At 66.6% G+C, this 15,790-nt stretch carries 15 protein-coding genes; 11 read left to right on the top strand and 4 right to left on the bottom strand.

The window, feature by feature from the left end:
• Both AC1DS3_RS22880 and AC1DS3_RS22875 read left to right on the top strand, forming a co-directional pair.
• The coding region (locus AC1DS3_RS22880) for a universal stress protein (RefSeq protein ID WP_477128008.1) at positions 1-360 on the top strand (360 nt) is incomplete at its 5' end.
• A gap of 287 nt (positions 361-647) precedes the next feature.
• Entirely contained in the window at positions 648-1,730 is a 1,083-nt protein-coding gene (locus tag AC1DS3_RS22875) for an AraC family transcriptional regulator (RefSeq protein WP_477128007.1), read from the top strand.
• Between the two features lie 171 nt (positions 1,731-1,901).
• Here AC1DS3_RS22875 and AC1DS3_RS22870 read toward each other — a convergent pair whose 3' ends face one another.
• Positions 1,902-2,915 carry a serine hydrolase domain-containing protein gene (locus AC1DS3_RS22870; protein WP_441631993.1) on the bottom strand — a complete coding sequence of 338 codons (1,014 nt, stop codon included), beginning with the start codon at positions 2,913-2,915 and terminating at the stop codon, positions 1,902-1,904.
• A 34-nt stretch (positions 2,916-2,949) separates the two neighbouring features.
• Positions 2,950-4,512 carry a glycosyltransferase family 9 protein gene (locus AC1DS3_RS22865; RefSeq protein ID WP_477109359.1) on the bottom strand — a complete coding sequence of 521 codons (1,563 nt, stop codon included), beginning with the start codon at positions 4,510-4,512 and terminating at the stop codon, positions 2,950-2,952.
• A 253-nt stretch (positions 4,513-4,765) separates the two neighbouring features.
• On the opposite strand from AC1DS3_RS22865, the gene AC1DS3_RS22860 reads away from it, so the two are divergent.
• From AC1DS3_RS22860 to AC1DS3_RS22820, 9 genes are all read left to right on the top strand, one after another.
• Positions 4,766-5,821, top strand: a complete 1,056-nt coding sequence (locus AC1DS3_RS22860; protein ID WP_441631989.1) for a LacI family DNA-binding transcriptional regulator — start codon at positions 4,766-4,768, stop codon at positions 5,819-5,821.
• Between the two features lie 317 nt (positions 5,822-6,138).
• On the top strand, positions 6,139-6,942 hold the full coding sequence (locus AC1DS3_RS22855; RefSeq protein WP_441631987.1) for a transporter substrate-binding domain-containing protein: 804 nt from the start codon (positions 6,139-6,141) through the stop codon (positions 6,940-6,942).
• A gap of 55 nt (positions 6,943-6,997) precedes the next feature.
• Positions 6,998-7,756 carry an amino acid ABC transporter permease gene (locus AC1DS3_RS22850; protein WP_441631985.1) on the top strand — a complete coding sequence of 253 codons (759 nt, stop codon included), beginning with the start codon at positions 6,998-7,000 and terminating at the stop codon, positions 7,754-7,756.
• On the top strand, positions 7,753-8,403 hold the full coding sequence (locus AC1DS3_RS22845; protein WP_441631983.1) for an amino acid ABC transporter permease: 651 nt from the start codon (positions 7,753-7,755) through the stop codon (positions 8,401-8,403). Before AC1DS3_RS22850 ends, AC1DS3_RS22845 begins: the two co-directional genes overlap by 4 nt.
• Positions 8,390-9,124, top strand: coding sequence for an amino acid ABC transporter ATP-binding protein (locus tag AC1DS3_RS22840; protein WP_441631981.1), 735 nt, complete (start codon positions 8,390-8,392; stop codon positions 9,122-9,124). The genes AC1DS3_RS22845 and AC1DS3_RS22840 overlap by 14 nt, the downstream gene beginning before the upstream one ends.
• Positions 9,121-9,909, top strand: a complete 789-nt coding sequence (locus AC1DS3_RS22835) for a sugar phosphate isomerase/epimerase family protein (protein ID WP_441631980.1) — start codon at positions 9,121-9,123, stop codon at positions 9,907-9,909. Before AC1DS3_RS22840 ends, AC1DS3_RS22835 begins: the two co-directional genes overlap by 4 nt.
• On the top strand, positions 9,906-10,850 hold the full coding sequence (locus tag AC1DS3_RS22830; RefSeq protein WP_477128006.1) for a sugar kinase: 945 nt from the start codon (positions 9,906-9,908) through the stop codon (positions 10,848-10,850). The genes AC1DS3_RS22835 and AC1DS3_RS22830 overlap by 4 nt, the downstream gene beginning before the upstream one ends.
• A gap of 20 nt (positions 10,851-10,870) precedes the next feature.
• Positions 10,871-11,848, top strand: coding sequence for a 2-hydroxyacid dehydrogenase (locus AC1DS3_RS22825; protein WP_441631976.1), 978 nt, complete (start codon positions 10,871-10,873; stop codon positions 11,846-11,848).
• Between the two features lie 44 nt (positions 11,849-11,892).
• Positions 11,893-12,708 carry a shikimate dehydrogenase family protein gene (locus AC1DS3_RS22820; protein ID WP_477128005.1) on the top strand — a complete coding sequence of 272 codons (816 nt, stop codon included), beginning with the start codon at positions 11,893-11,895 and terminating at the stop codon, positions 12,706-12,708.
• A 27-nt stretch (positions 12,709-12,735) separates the two neighbouring features.
• Here AC1DS3_RS22820 and AC1DS3_RS22815 read toward each other — a convergent pair whose 3' ends face one another.
• Complete coding sequence (locus tag AC1DS3_RS22815) at positions 12,736-13,527, bottom strand: 4'-phosphopantetheinyl transferase family protein (RefSeq protein WP_441631972.1); 792 nt, start codon at positions 13,525-13,527, stop codon at positions 12,736-12,738.
• A 54-nt stretch (positions 13,528-13,581) separates the two neighbouring features.
• On the bottom strand, positions 13,582-15,790 hold a 2,209-nt coding region (locus AC1DS3_RS22810), incomplete at its 5' end, for a non-ribosomal peptide synthetase (RefSeq protein WP_477128004.1).

Here is a 15,790-nt window from a genome sequence, read left to right as displayed (position 1 = left end):
GTAAAAGTGCTCTTCGTGGCGGACGACAACGATGTCTTCTTCACCGCGGGCAGCTACGACCCGCGCAAACTGATGGAAGCCATCCTCGCCGCGGGACGCGATGCACTGGCAGCGGCCGCCACGCGCCTGGCGGATGCCGGCATCCCGCATACCACGCTGATCCTCGAGAAGCCCGTTTCCCCCGGACAGATCTCCACCACGATCGTGGAGCAAGCCGACCGCTGGAATGCGGACCTGATCGTTGTCGGCACGCATGGCCGCAGCGGCTTGCGGCGCCTGGTCATGGGCAGCGTGTCCGAAGGCGTGGTGCACAAGAGCAACAAGCCGGTGCTGATGGTGCGCAGCGAGATCGAGGAATGAGGACACCCCGGGAACAACGGGCTGAATGATGGGCTTCATGCCGGCGGCGGGCAGGTTGATGCGAGGCACTGCCCGGATCCGTCGCAACGGCGTGGCCGCGCCCCGGGTTCGCGCATCCGGGTTTTCCCCAGCGGTACCCCCCTAGTCTGGGCGGCCCGGACAAGTTATGCTCTTGGCCGCCTAATAGCCCACACGGGGTGTGCTAGCGCTCAATCGACAATCCTCCGGCACCGGGCGGGCACATCTGGACGGAAATCAGCCTTGCGTACCCCTGCACGCACAACCTCTTGCCCGCGCGCATGCCGCTAAGCCGGCTGTTGTTGCCGCCGCAGCCGCCGATGCTCGCGCCGGGCATCGCGCACAGCACTTTCAGCGTGCAAGGCGACGCCGGCCAGAGCTTGCTGGCCTGGCAGGAGCGGATGAGCCCGGTCTACGACATCCGGCCTGCCACGGCGCAAGGCGAGCAGACGTTMGAGGCCTCGCTGTCTCGCTACACCATCGACGATCTGAGCTTCTTCGACATCCGCACCAGCCCCAATGTGGCCGAGCGCTCGTTGGGACGCGTGTCGACGGAGAACATTCGCGACATTACCTTCAGCGTGTTCCTGGAAGGCGCGCCCGCCCAATTCCTGGGCGGCAAGCCGGGACTCGGCGCGCCGCAGCGGCCCGGCTTGCCAAGCATCCTCGCGCTGGACATGGACCAGCCGTGCACTATCCGGAGTTTTCAAGGCCGCATGCTGCTGTTCTTTGTGCCGCGTGCCTTGGTGGAGATGGCCTTCCCCGACGCCGCCTCGCTGCATGGGCGCCTGGTTCAGACCACCACACCGCTGATGCGCGTGCTGATCTCGCATCTGGTGGCACTGAATCGACAAATCGTGGGCCTGAGCAAAGAGGAAGCCGACCGGTCCTTTCGCACCGCGATCGAACTGCTGGCCGCGGTGTTCAGCCGGCAAGCGGGGCTCTCCGGCAACGCCCGCGCAGCGGTGCGGGCCGCCGTGTACGGACAGGTGCGGCGCTATGTCGAGGCCAATCTGCATGACCCCGGCCTGACCCCTGACAGCGTGTTGCAGTCGCTGCATCTGTCGCGCGCCAGCGTGTACCGTCTATTCATGCATGAGGGTGGCCTGGCCGCTTATATCCGTAGCCGCAGGCTGCGGGTGGCGGCCGATGAACTGGTGCGCTTTCCCAATATGGCGGTGCAGGACATTGCCTCCGGGCTCGGGTTCAACAATGCATCGAGCTTTACGCGCGCATTCCGCCGCGCCTACGACATCGCGCCGCAGGAATTGCATGGCTATGCGCCGCTGCTACAGCGCGAACAAGCAAGGCTCCAGCACCATGCCCCCTGGCGCGCGGCGGGATTCAGGTAGCTCAGATAGGGATCCCGCGGATCCCGCGCCAGGCACCGCCACGCACGCCCCCTCACTCCACCGGCGGCGCCGGCATCCACCCGTTTGCGGCGTTTGCCGCCACGACCAGTTTCGCGATCGAATCCACGGGGAACCCGCGCCGGCGCCATTGCGGCTCGCCACCGCCTGCGTCTACTCGCTGACCCCGTGCGCAAGCCAACGAATCGCAGGGTGTTCTCCGGGCAGTGCCGCGCGGGTGGCATCCTCCATCAGCCGCAGGCCGGTGTTGCTGTTGGTGAGCAGCACGACGCCCGAGCGCAGCTCGGTGCTGCCCATCACGAATGCCCTCACGCCTTGCATCTTGCCCCACTGGAAGAACGTGCCCCGGCTGGGCTCGACGCCCCACCCCAGCCCCCAGCCAATGTCAGGCTCCGTGGCAGCCGGCGCGCCATCGAGGTAGACGATCTCTCCCTTCGGCACCATGACGCTCGCCGTCAGCCATTGTTGCCAGGTCGATGCACGGAGCCCGTCGCCCCGGAGCACGGCGGCAACAAAAGCACCGTAGTCGCCTGCCGTGGTTTGCAGCGAATAGGAGGCGCTCGCCGCTGGCGGGCGATGCACGTCGAGCCGCTGCGCCGCCTCATGCGGGTTGGCCGCATTCGCGAGGAACCGATCCTGCCACTCCAGGCTCGATGAGCGCATCCCGAGTGGCTCGAACACCAGGCGCCGCAGGATCGCTTCCAGGGTTTCCCCTGTTTTTGCCTCAACGGCGGACTGCAGAAAGATGAACCCCAGGCTGGAGTAGCTGAACCATGCGCCAGGAGGAAAGTGCAGCCGCAGCGGATTCTTGTCGCGCAGGTTCTGCAGGCCACAGGTATGCGTGAGCACGTGGCGCATGGTGATGCGCGCCGAGGCCGCATCGTCCGGCACGATCGGCTGGGCCGAGCGCGACAGCGGCTCGTCAAGATCCAGCACGCCGGCGTCGACAAGCTGCAGCAAGGCGTACGAGACGATCGGCTTGGTGAGCGAGGCCGCGCCGAACACAGTGCTGGCATCCACCGGCTCGGCGGTGTCCTGGTTCCTCACCCCAGCGGCAGCCACCTCGACCGAGTCCTGGCGCACGTGCGCCAGGCAGGCGCCGGTGACGGATTTGTCCGCCAGCAGATGCGCAAGGCGCATGTCCAGCGACGGCGTTCCATATTCCATGTTGCCTCACTCCGTTTGACAAGGAATCAGATAATCAATGCATGCCCGTGAAGTCCTGTAGCGCCGTCCTCACCGCCATGATGGCCGTGCGCCAGTCGTCCCTGGCCGGCTGGCGGAACAGCCGCGCGGTCGGATACCAGGGGCTGTCCGTGCGGGCAAGCTGCCAGCGCCAGTCCGGGGTGAACGGCACCAGGATCCACACCGGCTTGCCCAATGCGCCGGCCAGGTGCGCCACCGCCGTGTCGACGCAGATCACCAGGTCGAGCTCGGCGATCAGGGCGGCGGTGTCCCAGAACGTTTCCAGCTGCGGCGAGGGGTCGCGCATCGCGGGCAGCGCGCGCAAGGCGTCGCGATCGGATGCCCTGACGTCCTTCTGCAGCGAGACGAACGTKGCATCGGCCTCGAACAACGGAGCCAGGTCGCGCAGGGATATCGACCGCTTGCGGTCGTTGAGGTGCGTGGGGCTGCCGCTCCACACCACGCCAACGCGCGGGCGGCGCGTGTCCTCGCCGAGCCAGGCTGCCCACCTGGCGCGGCGCGCGGCATCCGCGTGCAGGTACGGCGTGGCCGCGGGGATGGCGGTGGTCACCTTCCAGAGTGCGTACGGCAGGCTCAGCAAGGGGCAGTGATAGTCGAACGCCGGCACCGCCTCGTTCTTGCCGATCACCGCGCCGACCCCTGGAAAATCCGCCAGCAAGGCACGCAGCGGCTCCTGCACGCGCAGCACGATCCGCGCGCCGGTGCCCGCCAGCAACGGGATGTAGCGCACGAACTGCAGCGTATCGCCAAAGCCTTGCTCGCAGTGCAGCAGCAGCGTCTTGCCGGCAAGCGGCGGCTCGCCGAGCCAGAGGTTCTCCCCGAGGCCGTGCGGCCGCTGGGTCCCGTTGTACCAGCGGCATTCGTATTCGCGCCACCCATGCTCGAACTCGCCTAGCAACAGGTTGGTGCCAGCCCGGTTGGCGCGCGCGCCGGGATTGTTCGGGGCGATCTGTATGGCCTTCTTGAACATGCGCAGCGCTTCATCGAAGCGATGCGACTCGCCCAGCGCGACACCGAGGTTGTTGTAGGCGTCGGCGCAATCCGGCTTGAGCTCGATCGCGCGCCGGTACGCCGCCATCTCGGCATCGTACTGGTCCAGCAGGCCCAGGGCGCGGCCCATGTTGTAGTGGATCTCCCAGGACCCCGGGCTGAGGGCGGCGGCGCGCTTGAGCAGTGCCAGCGTGCGCCCGTGCTCGCCCAGCGCGGACAGCGACATCGCCGCTGCGTGCAGGGACGGCAGTTGGCGCGGGGCCAGCCCGATGGCCTGCTCCAGCAGTGCAATGGCACGCGCATGGTTGCCGGCGGCCTGGTGAACCAGGCCAGCGGCATGGCAGCGCTGCGGGCAGGCAGGCAGGACAGCCAGGGCGCGGTCGAAGTATCCGGCGGCGGCCGCGGGGCTTTGCTTGCGCGCAGCGATGTAGGCCAGCCCTTCCAGGGCATCGCCGTGATGCGAGTCCGTGTCGATGACTTCCTCAAGCAACTGCGCTGCCGCGTCCAGCTGGCCAGCGTCGAAGTGGCGCTGGGCGGCTTCGAGCTGCGCGGTGAAATGCTGATCCATTACGCCTTCTGTCCTTCACTTTGATAGCAAGGCCGCCATTATCGCGCAGGTGCGGCCTGAGCCTCTTGGGCACAGCGCGGGTACGCGTTCTGCGTGACGCACAGCGCGGCGCAAACACGATCGGCATGCCCGCCACGACCTGGCGGATCTGCGCAATGGCCTGGCCGCATTCGCGCCCGGCCCCCGGGGTGCTGGCAAGTCGGGTACGCACGATGCATAATCCTGAAACTGGTTTCACCGAGACCGACTTTCCATGCCACGCCCTGTGACACAAGCCAAGTCCAACCTGAAGCCCGCAGAGAAACTCACCATCCAGGACGTTGCCGACTATGCGGGCGTCTCGAAAGCCACGGTGTCGCGCTACCTGAACCGGGGCGGCGAGCAGTTGTCCGCCGACGTGGAGGCGCGCGTGGCCGCGGCGGTGCGCGCGCTGGGCTATAGCCCGAGTCCCATGGCGCAAGCGCTCAAGCGCGGCAAGTCGCGCCTGATCGGGCTGGTGGTGGCGGACGTTTCCAATTCGTTCTCGGTGGCCGTGCTGCGTGGTGTGGAGAAGGCCTGCCGCGACGCGGGCTATATGGTGATGCTGTTCAACCTGGGCAATGACGAGCAACTGGAGCGCGAAGCCATTCGCTCGCTGTCGGCTTACCGGGTCGAGGGCTTCATCCTGCACACGCTGGGCCACGACGCCGGCGCCCTTGCCGATGCCGCGCAACTGGGCAAGCCAGTCGTGCTGGTCGACCGCAAGGTCGGCGACGCGGAAGTCGACCTGGTGGCCCTGGATAACCTTTCCGCGGTCCATGAGGCTGCCGGCCACCTGCTCGAAGCCGGCTACCGGCGCCTGCTGTTCATCAGCGAGCCGATCAAGGCCATCAGCTCGCGCAACGAGCGGGCCCGGGCCTTCCAGCACTTCATCGCGGAGCATGCGGACTCGCTTGGTGGCAGCGTTTTCGAAGCCCGTGCCGGCGACGACGACGCCCTGGACGAAGCGCTGCGCGCCCTGCGCCAGGGGGCCGGCAAAGCACCCATCGCCGTGCTGGCGGCCAATGCGGTGATCTCGCTGCGCGTGGCCGCCGCCGCCGCCAGGCTGGGGTGGCAGCTCGGCACCGACCTCGGCCTGATCGGGTTCGACGATCCGGAATGGGCTGCCCTGGTCGGCCCCGGCCTGAGCACGATTTCCCAGCCAACCGACGACATCGGGCGCGCCGCCACCAACTGCCTGATCGAGCGCCTGCAAGGCGCGCAGCTCGCGCCGCGCCAGGTCCTGTTGCCCGGCACCCTGGTCAAGCGCGGGTCGACGCGCCGCGGCTGACAGGAACCCGCAAGTGGTTCCTGGCAACGCAACGGCGTAACGAGCGCCCACCCTCTCCCCCGTCCCCTCTCCCGCAGGCGGGAGAGGGGCGCAAACCAGCGGCTTTGGACGGAGCCGGCCGGTACGCCAAAGCCGATCGCGATGGCGACGGCTGTTACTCCCCCTCCCCCGCTCCATCCCCCAATTTCATCCGTAAGGGTTTCCACTGCTGGAGTTCTGAAACCGGTTTCCTATAATCCTGAAACCGGTTTCAGAACCGTACTTGCCGAGCGCTGCGACGCCAGCGACACATTCCACAGAACGTGCAGGAGACATTGATGAATATCCACCGCTTGTTGCGCCAGATTGCCGCGCCCGTGCTCACGCTGCTGGTCCTGGCCAGCGCCTCGGCCGGCGTCCAGGCACAGACCGTCGCCGAGATCGTCAAGAGGGGCAAGGTCACCATCGGCGTGGTGACGGGCGCGCCGCCCTTCGGCACCACGGATGCCACCGGCAAGCCCGCCGGCTACGATGTCGACGTGGCCAACCTGTTGGGCAAGTACCTCGGCGTGCCGGTCGATATCGTGCCGCTCACCTCTCCCAGCCGCATTCCGGCGCTGGAAGCCGGCAAGGTCGATTTCCTGGTCGCCACCCTGGCGCCGACGCCCGAGCGGGCACGCGCCATCATGTTCAGCTCGCCCTACAGCGCGTTCGAGCTGACCATCTTCGCGCCGGTCGCGGCCAAGTACGCCAAGCTGGCTGAGCTTGGGAAGAGGAAGGTTGGCGTGACGCGCGGCACCACGCAAGACACGGCACTGACCCGCCTGGCGGTGCCCGGCATGAGCATCGTCCGCTTCGAGGACGACGCCACCTGTGCGCAGGCGCTGATCAGCAACCAGGTCGAAGCCATTGCCCTGCCCAGCACCACCGGCAACGAGATCATGAAGGCGCGCGGCGCCGGCAAGTTCGATGCCAAGTTCGCGTTCTCGGTACAACCGAACTCGATGGCCGTGCGCAAGGACGCCTTCGAGCTGCGCCAGTGGCTCAACACCACCATCGCCTACGTCAAGCTCAATGGCGAACTCGACGCCATTGCGCAGAAGTGGACCGGCAAGGCGCTGCCCACGCTGCAAACGTTCTGACCCCGGCAAGTCCGACGTTGCGCGCCAGCGCCAGCCGGCGCGCCAGGAGACCCGCATGAACTATCAATTTGAATGGAACCCGGTGCTGTCGCAGCTGGATCGCTTTGCGCAGGGTGCGGCCATGACGCTGGCGCTCAGCTTCGGCTCGATCCTGCTTGGCACCCTGGTCGGTACCGCCGGCGCCATCGCGGCAGCATTTGGCGGCCCCTGGCTCCAGCGCGCCGCCAGGGCATACGTCGAGGCCATCCGCAACACGCCCTTCCTGATCCAGCTCTTCATCATCTTCTTCGGCTTGCCTACCATCGGCCTGCAGATCGATGCCATCACCGCCGCGGTGATTGCCATGACGGTCAACCTCGGCGCCTACTCGACCGAGATCATCCGGGCCGGCTTGCAGGCGGTTCACCGTTCGCAGCTCGAAGCCGCCGCCGCGCTAGGCATGACGCGCTGGCAGCTGATCCGCCATGTCGCCCTGGTGCCGGCGTTCGAGAAGGTCTATCCGGCGCTGACCAGCCAGTTCACGCTGATGATGCTGACTTCGAGCGTGGTGTCGGCGATCTCGGTGGAAGAGCTGACGGCGGTCGCCAGCCAGATCGATTCGCAGACCTTCCGCACCTTCGAGAGCTACATCCTTGTCATGTTCATCTACATCGGGCTGGCACTGCTGCTGCGCGCCATGTTTGCCCTGATCGGCAATCTGGTGTTCAGGCGGCGCCGCGTGGTGGCGCGCGCCAGGCGCGCCGCGCGCACTGCCCGCGTTGCGCCCCTGGCGCATGCGGCGCTGACGCCGGCGGTGGCAGGGAGCGCGAAATGATCACCGAGTTCTCCTGGAATCATCTTGAAATCCTGCTCCTGGCGGCACGCTGGACGCTGTGGGTGACCTTGCTGGCCTTCGTCGGCGGCACGCTGGCCGGCTTCCTGGTGGCGCTGGGGCGGACCTCCAGAAACGTCCTGCTGCGCCTCGCCAGCACGGTCTATATCCAGATCGTGCAAGGTACGCCGGTGCTGATCGTGCTGTTCCTGAGCTACTACGGCCTCTCCGTGCTTGGGCTCAAGCTGTCGCCGATGGTGGCGGCCATGTTGGCGATGTCGATCTACGCCAGCGCTTATCTTGGCGAGATCTGGCGGGGCTGCATCGAGGCCGTGCCGCAAGGGCAGTGGGAGGCCAGCGAGGCGCTCGCCCTCACCCGCTGGCAGCAACTGCGCCATGTCGTGCTGCCGCAGGCCGTGCGGCTAGCCCTGCCGCCCACGGTGGGCTTCTCGGTCCAGCTGGTCAAGAACACCTCGATCACTTCCATCATCGGCGTMATCGAACTCACCCGCGCCGGCCAGCTGATCAACAACGCGACCTTCCAGCCCTTCGCGGTCTTCGTCGTCGTCGCACTTATCTACTTCGCGCTTTGCTTCCCGCTTTCTTCGGCAGCCAGGCGCATGGAAAGGAGTCTCCATGCCCATCGTTGAAGCACAAGGCGTGCACAAATCCTATGGCCCCGTCGAAGTCCTGAAGGGCGTATCGTTTGCCATCGAGCCGGGCCAGGTGGTCGCCATCATCGGCCGCAGCGGCTCCGGCAAGAGCACCATGCTGCGCTGCCTGAACGGCCTGGAGGCCATTAATGCCGGCAATATCACGGTCGCCGGGCACAAGCTGGATCACGACCGGAAGCGGCTGCTCGACCTGCGCCGCGACGTGGGCATGGTGTTCCAGAGCTACAACCTCTTTCCGCACCTGACGGTGGGCGAGAACATTGCGCTGGCGCCTTCCATCGTCAAGAAGATGGCCACGGGCAAGATCGACGGCATCGTCGACCAGGTGCTGGCCCAGGTCGGCCTGCTGGACAAGAAGGACTGCTACCCCGAGCAGCTCTCGGGCGGCCAGCAGCAGCGCGTGGCCATCGCCCGTTCGCTGGCGATGGAACCCAAGGTGATGCTGTTCGACGAGGTGACCTCCGCGCTCGATCCGGAGCTGACGGCGGAGGTGCTGCGCGTCATGGAAAACCTGGCCGCTTCCGGCATGACCATGGTGCTGGTGACGCATGAGATGGAGTTCGCGCGCCGCATGGCACATACCACCATCTTCATGCACCAGGGCAAGGTGCACGAGGCGGGCCCGTCAAAGGCGCTGTTCGCGCAGCCACGGACACCGGAGCTACAGCAATTCCTCAGCGCGGGAGCCCTGAAATGACCCAGCGGCGACAAGATGGTTCCTCCCGGCCGCCGGTGCTGATCTCGCTCACGGCCTATGGCGCGGACCTGGCCCAGCGCGACGGGCAGGCGGCGCTGGCGCGGATTGCCGCAGCGGCCGGCGCCGACGGCGTGGAATACCGCGGCGAACTCCAGCGCGGACACAAGGATGAAGTCAGGGAACAGCGCGAAGTCGCCGAACAGCACGGGCTGGCCGTGGTCTGGTCGAGCCCGGAGGGGCTCTGGAGCGAAACCGGCAGCCTCGACCTCGCCGCGCTCGACCGCGCCTTCACGACCGCGCTGGCGCTCGGCGCCGGCCGGGTCAAGATGTCGCTGGGTGGCTACCGCGAAGGCACTGCGCTTGACGGGTTGCTCCCGTGGCTGCGGCACGGCGGCATCGAACTCGTCGTGGAGAACGACCAGACCGCCAGCGCCGGCACCGTACCCCCGCTGCGCGACTTCTTCGCGCGTGCCACGGCACTCGGCAAGACGGTGCCGATGACCTTCGATATGGGCAACTGGCACTGGACGGGCGAAGATCCGCTCGACGCCGCGCAGGTCTTCGCCGCCCAGGTGGGCTACGTGCACTGCAAAGGCGTGCTGCGCACGCCTGCCAAGTGGATTGCGGTACCGCTGGATCAATCGGCTGCGCCATGGCGCAGCGTATTGCGCCGCCTGCCCGCCGACGTTGCGCGTGCCATCGAGTTCCCGCTGCAAGGGGAAGACCTGGTGCAGGTCACGCGCAAGCATGTCGACCTGCTGCGTTCGGTGGAGATTCCCGCATGAGCCCCGATCTGGATGTGGTGACGCTGGGCGAGGCCATGCTGATGCTGGTGGCCGGTGAAGCCGGGCCGCTCGAAGGCGTGCAGACCTTCCACAAACGCACCGCGGGCGCCGAGACCAATGTGGCCATCGGCCTGTCGCGCCTGGGCCTGAAGGTCGGATGGGCCAGCCGCCTCGGCGATGATTCGATGGCGCGCTACCTGCTCGGTGAAATGCGCCGAGAAGGCGTGGACTGCAGCCAGGTGGTGTGCGAGCCCGGCGAGCGCACCGGCTTCYAGTTCAAGGGACKGGTCGACGACGGCAGCGATCCGCCCGTGGAATATCACCGCCGCGGATCGGCCGCAAGCCGCATGAACCCGGGGCATCTGGACGAGCGGTGGCTACGGCRCGCACGCCACCTGCACGTCACCGGCGTATTCCCCGCGCTGGCCGAAGGCACGCAGGCCGCCACGCGCCAGGCCATCTCCACCATGCGGGCTGCCGGCCGCACGATCTCGTTCGATCCCAATCTGCGCCCCGCGTTGTGGGCCACGCCCGAGTTGATGCGCGAGACGCTGAACGGCCTGGCCCAACAGTGCGACTGGGTGCTGCCCGGCATCGAGGAAGGCCGCTTCCTGACCGGCCATGCCGAGCCCGAACGCATCGCCGCCTTTTACCGTGGGCGCGGCGCCAGGCTGGTAGTCGTGAAGCTGGGCGCTGAAGGCGCCTACTTCGATGGCGAAGCCGGCACCGGCCATGTGCCGGCGTTCAGCGTCGAGCGTGTCGTCGACACCGTCGGCGCAGGAGACGGCTTTGCCGTGGGCGTCATCAGCGCGCTGCTGGAAGGCCGGCCGGTGGCCGACGCCGTCCGGCGCGGCGCATGGATCGGCGCGCGGGCGGTGCAAGTGCGCGGCGATACCGAAGGCCTGCCCACCCATGCCCTGCTGGCGGCCAGCAACCTGTGAAGTCACAGCAAGGATTTCCCATGCGCAAGAATGTACTGGTGTTCCGTCCCATTCCGCCCGACCTGCTCGCCCGGATCGAATCGGAGCATGACGTGATCGTCGCCGACCCGCGCCAGCCGGCGCAACGGCCGGCCTTTCGCGCCGCGCTGGCCAACGCGCACGGCCTGATCGGCTCCAGCGTCAAGCTAGGCGCGGCCGAACTGGCAGAAGCCGGCCAGCTGGAAGTGATCTCGAGCATTTCGGTGGGGGTCGACAACTATGACCTCGCCTGCCTGCGCCAGCGTGGCATTGCGCTCTGCCATACGCCCGGCGTACTCACCGAAACCACCGCCGACACGGTCTTCGCGCTCATCATGGCGGCCAGCCGCCGCCTGATCGAGCTCGCCGCGCATGTGCGCGAAGGCCGCTGGGCTGCCAATATCGGTGAAAACCTGTTCGGCTGGGACGTGCACGGCAAGACCCTGGCGATCCTCGGTTTCGGGCGCATTGGCCAGGCGGTGGCACGCCGCGCGGCGCTTGGCTTCGGCATGGAGGTGCTCTACGTCAACGAGACTGCCGCCGAACCACCCGATCTCGTGGGGCGCGCCACCCGCACGGAACTCGACGACGCCTTGCGGCGCGCCGATATCGTCGCCGTCACGCTGCCGCTGACCGAGAGCACACGTGGCTTGATGGGGCAGCGCGAATTCGCGCTGATGAAACCGGGGGCCATCTTTGTCAACGGCGCCCGCGGCCAGATCGTGCAGGAAGACGCGCTGCTCGCGGCGCTCGACGGCGGCCACCTGCGCGCCGCCGGGCTCGATGTCTTCGCCACCGAACCGCTGCCGCAGGATTCGCCGCTGCGCTGCCATCCGCGGGTGACCGCCCTGCCCCATATCGGCTCAGCCACGCATGAAACCCGCCGCGCCATGGCGGAACTGGCCACGCGCAACCTGTTGGACGCGCTGGCCGGCCGGCCACCCGCCGCGCGCTTCGACCTGACAGCCATGGCCGCTTAGGCCAGCCGGACCGCCACCCGATTTCACCGCAAGGACCATCCRCAATGCCCCGTTCCATTCCCACGCTGTGCGGCTCGATCATGGGCGAGCCTTTCACCTTCAATGTGCGCATCCACAATGCGGCTTACCGGGCGCTGGAGATCGACTACACCTTCGTCTGCTTCGGCGTGCAGGACGTGCCCGGCGCCGTGCAATCGATCCGCGCGCTGGGCGTGCGCGGCATGAATGTGTCGATGCCGCACAAGCAGGCCGTGATCCCTCACCTCGACCACCTCGACGAGACCGCGCGCGCCATCGGCGCGGTCAATACCATCAACAATGTCGATGGGGTGCTGACCGGCTACAACACCGATTGCATCGGCGCCGTGCGTGCCTTCCAGGAGGTGACCGAGCTGCCGGGCAAGCGCATCGCGCTGCTGGGCGCGGGTGGCGCGGCAAGGGCCATGGCCTATGGATTGCGCGAGGCCGGCGCCRCCGTGACCGTATTCAACCGCACCGCGGCGCGCGGTGAGGAACTGGCCGCGTCGCTTGGCCTGCGCTTTGGCGGCGCGTTGTCCGACTTCCAGGAGGCAGACTTCGACATGCTCGCCAACGCGACGGCCGCCGGCTTTCGCGCACCCGATGTCAACCCCGTGGCCGGGCAGCTCGCCGCCCACCTGATCGTCATGGACGCTGCCTTTATCCCGGTCAGGAGCAAGCTGATCCGGGATGCCGCCGCGCTTGGCTGCCGCACCATCGACGGCACGCGCATGATGCTGCACCAGGCCTGCGCCCAGGTCGAGTTCTACACCGGCTGCGCACGCGCGCCGATCGAGGCGATGGAGGCGGCACTGCTGGAGGAGATCGCGCGCCTGTCCTAGCCGGTGCTAGCATGGCCGTCGAATTTGTCAGCTGATTGCCCAAGTCGATAACGAGCAACGATGAAAGGTGACGCTTGCAGCTTTTAGCGACACGGCTAGCGCTGCGCGGACTTCCGGCCCGAGGACGAGATCGAGACACGTCCAGCCGGAAATGGCTGTGCCGTGATGCGAAGCACGCCAGCGGCCCTCGCCGATTTGCAAATCGTCTTCTGTCGTATAGGCATTCGGCTCGCCGGAGAGACCCATGCCGAGCGCCTTCAGCAGAGCTTCCTTGCGGGTCCAGATACTGAGCACGGTGGCGGCCGAATCGGGTCGCGCCGGCTCAAGCGCCTCCTCCTCGATCGGAGAGAAAATCCCGCGTCCAATGCCCGCAATGTCTAGGCCGTCAATCCATCGCTCCACATCCACGCCGACGCGGCAATCCCATGCGAAAGCGAGCAGCGTCATCCCGTCAGTGTGGGAAACACTGAATGCGAGCTTTGCGGCGTGCGGCCACTGCAAGACGGGCTTGCCGAACGGCGTAGCACAAAAGCGCAGGGATTCGGGTCTGCAGGTCAGATAGCCGCCGATCAGCCAGCGGAGAAGGCTCCGACGGGCAATGAAGGCGTTGCGATTCCTCTCATGTCTGTAGGCTCGGGCACGCTGTCGCTCATCCGGCGAAAGCGCGTGGGCGAGCGTCGAACATGCTGGTTCGATAAGATAGTCATTCAGCACCCACACGTGCACGGCGCTATCCGGCAACGAGAGGTGGCTCGGATCAGGCAATAAAGGCGACGCGGTACGCCCCGCGTTGCGTGCGGTGACAAGATCGTGCTGCATGCCGTTCGATCCCAGCTCACGCCTTGCGGCGCCTCATGAAACACACCTGCCGCGTCATGCGTTTGCCAACCCCTCGTCCAGTAGCGCCGCTATGACCTGCAAATTCGGTTCGACGAGCATATCGGCATGGTCGCTAGGCACTTCTGCAATCATCAAGCCGCCGCGCGCGACACGCCGCCATAGCGATATCGGATCGCCCCAATCCTGATGTCGAATCGCCGCGCGCACATAGACAATCGGGCCCGCGTGATACGGCTGCGGTCGGTAGGTCGTCGTTGCTTGTCTCATCGCTTCGCGCACGCGCCAAAGCGCAGGCGGGAACGATTCGGTGTAGGCGTCCGGCCGGCGCGTCATGCGCCCGAGGCTCATTCCCACGCGATTGGCCGCCTTCCCAAGCATGTACGTCAGATAACCGAAAAGCTGCGACGCAGGCACCGCGCGCAGCCTGCGCCACTGGTAGCTCGAATTGCTGCAGCAGTACCGCATCCAAGCACTCCATGGCAGGAAATGCTCGTGCACATAGGTATCGAGCAGGCACAGGAAATCGATGTGCTCGCCAGCGCGCATCAGCTGTTGCGCAATCTCAAGGGCGACCAGTCCGCCGAACGAGTAGCCGGCCAGCGCGTACGGTCCGTCGGGCTGCACGGTGCGCATCTGTTCGATGTAGCTGGCCGCCATGTCTTCGACGCACCGCTGTGTCGGCTGCTCGCCATCAAGGCCTCGTGCCTGCAGTCCATAGACCGGACGCGGACTACGCAGCGCGCAGACCAGCCCCCAGCATTCCATCACCGAGCCGCTCAAGCCATGCACGAGGAATAGCGGCGTCCCGGTGCCGGCGCGCACGGGCACGAGGATCGGCGACGGCGGCTGCGGTGCACCCTCGTCGATCGCTGCGGCGAGGCGCGCGATCGTCGGCGCGATCAGCAGCGTCGCGAGTGGAATCGTGCGCCCGGTCGACTGATGCACGTCGGCAAGCAAGCGCGCTGCGAGCAGCGAATGACCACCCAGGTCGAAGAAGTTGTCGTCGCGACCGATCGGTGCGAAGTCGAACAGTTTCTCCCACAACACCTGCAAATGACGTTCCAGTTGTTCGCGCGACTCGCCAACGGCTGGCAATTCGCGCGCCGCAAGGTTCAGTGCCGGATGGTTCCGGATCGCGTCGAGGCATCCAGGATTGCGTAACGCCGCGGCATTGCCGACCGGCAAGCCGTTGACCGCATTGCGCGCGGCTGCTTCGGACAGCTTGCCGTTATACGTGACCGGCAACGCATCGACGGCGATGATCCGGTCCGGCACGTGCGATCGCGAGGCACGACGTGCGAGGTCGCGGCGCACTCGGGCGGCCAGCGCGCCAGTCAGTGCGACGCCATCGTGCAAGACCAGCAGCAGCACGATGCGCTGGTCGTACCTTTCCGCGTGCGTGCCAGCTGGCGGCGTGGCGCGTGACCGCTGCTCGACCACCAGCGCGTCGCGAATGTCCCGGATATCGCTCAGCACACGATAGATTTCGCCCGGACCGACGTTGACGCCGCGAACATTCAGGACGCCATCGGAACGGCCATGCAGCCGCGCGGTGCCTTCCGGCGAAAATTCGATGCGATCGCCGTGCGTCCAGACACCTTTGTTGCTGGTGAAATAGGCAGCGTGAAACGCCTTGCCGTCCGTGTCGCCAAAAAAACCGAGCGGACGTGAAGGAAACGGATTCGCGCAGACCAGCTCGCCGATTCGGCTGGTGCGGGCACCCTGTTCCCACGCCTGAACATCGAGCGCGAGGCTCTTGCATTGGGCTTCCCCCGCATAGATCGGCAGGTTCGGATTCCCCAGCACAAAGCAGCCGAGAATATCCGTGCCGCCCGAGATCGACTGCAGGGGCAGCGGCTTCACGTGATCGCGCACCCATTCGAACTGCGCGTCGAACAGCACCGCACCCGTCGACATCATCGCGCGTAGTGCGCCGAGATCAAATTGCTGCCCTGGCACCAGGCCCGCGTCCTCGCACATCTTCAGGTAAGCGGGACTTGTGCCGAACACGGTGACGCGCTCGTCGGCGACGAGACGCCACAACGCATCGACCGTCGAGATCGGACCGTCATACGTAACGATCTCGGCCCCGGACGCGAGCGCCGACAACTGCCAGTTCCACATCATCCACGCGCAGGTGGTGTGAAAGTACAATCGATCGCCGGGCCGCAGGTCGCAGTGCAGCCGATGCTCCTTCAGATGCTCGAGCAAGCTGCCGCCGGCGCCGTGCACAATGCACTTC

This window comes from Cupriavidus sp. 01L46, from assembly GCF_056399905.1.
This window is presented reverse-complemented; position numbering and strand designations above follow the sequence as displayed.